The organism is Rhodococcus sp. B10, from assembly GCF_011770055.1.
Taxonomy (GTDB): Bacteria; Actinomycetota; Actinomycetes; order Mycobacteriales; family Mycobacteriaceae; genus Rhodococcoides; species Rhodococcoides kyotonensis_B.
This window is the reverse complement of record NZ_JAAFYV010000094.1, coordinates 1-453: the sequence shown is the minus strand read 5'-3', so window position 1 is coordinate 453 and position 453 is coordinate 1. Positions and strand designations below refer to the sequence as shown.

Sequence of the window (453 nt, the reverse complement as noted above, 5' to 3'; positions counted from 1 at the left end):
CAGCCTGCACGCCATCGACCACCGCCGCGATGGCGTGCTCGTGGTCGTAGACAGGGATCACCACCAGTGGCGCGAATGCGGCACCGGCAACGGCCGGGTCAGTCCGCATCAGCGAAAACCACCCTGCCGCTGGCATGCACACCGTGGCTGGAGGTGTAGCGGAAGGCCAGCACGTTGCGTGCGGCATCCCAGTCCAGCTGCAGGGTCAACTCGTCACCGGGGCGGGCCACGTGCTGGAATTTCACCGCATCCATGCGCACGAACGCGCCCCGCATCACAAACGCCTGGCGGGCGAAGCGCACCGCCCAGTCCAGCTGCGCCACGCCGGGCAGGATTGCCGCCTGCGGGAAGTGGCCCTGGAACGGCCGCAGCGCCGGGTCCAGGGTCATGCGCAGGGTGGCGCTGGCGGCATCGCGGTGATCCCACGCCGGCACCGGCATCAACGGCTGGAAC

General features: G+C 69.8%; 1 pseudogene. It reads right to left on the bottom strand.

Annotated elements, in window-relative coordinates:
• Window positions 1–98: 98 nt before the first annotated feature.
• A pseudogene (locus RhoFasB10_RS25790) lies at window positions 99–453 on the bottom strand (hypothetical protein); the annotation flags it as partial.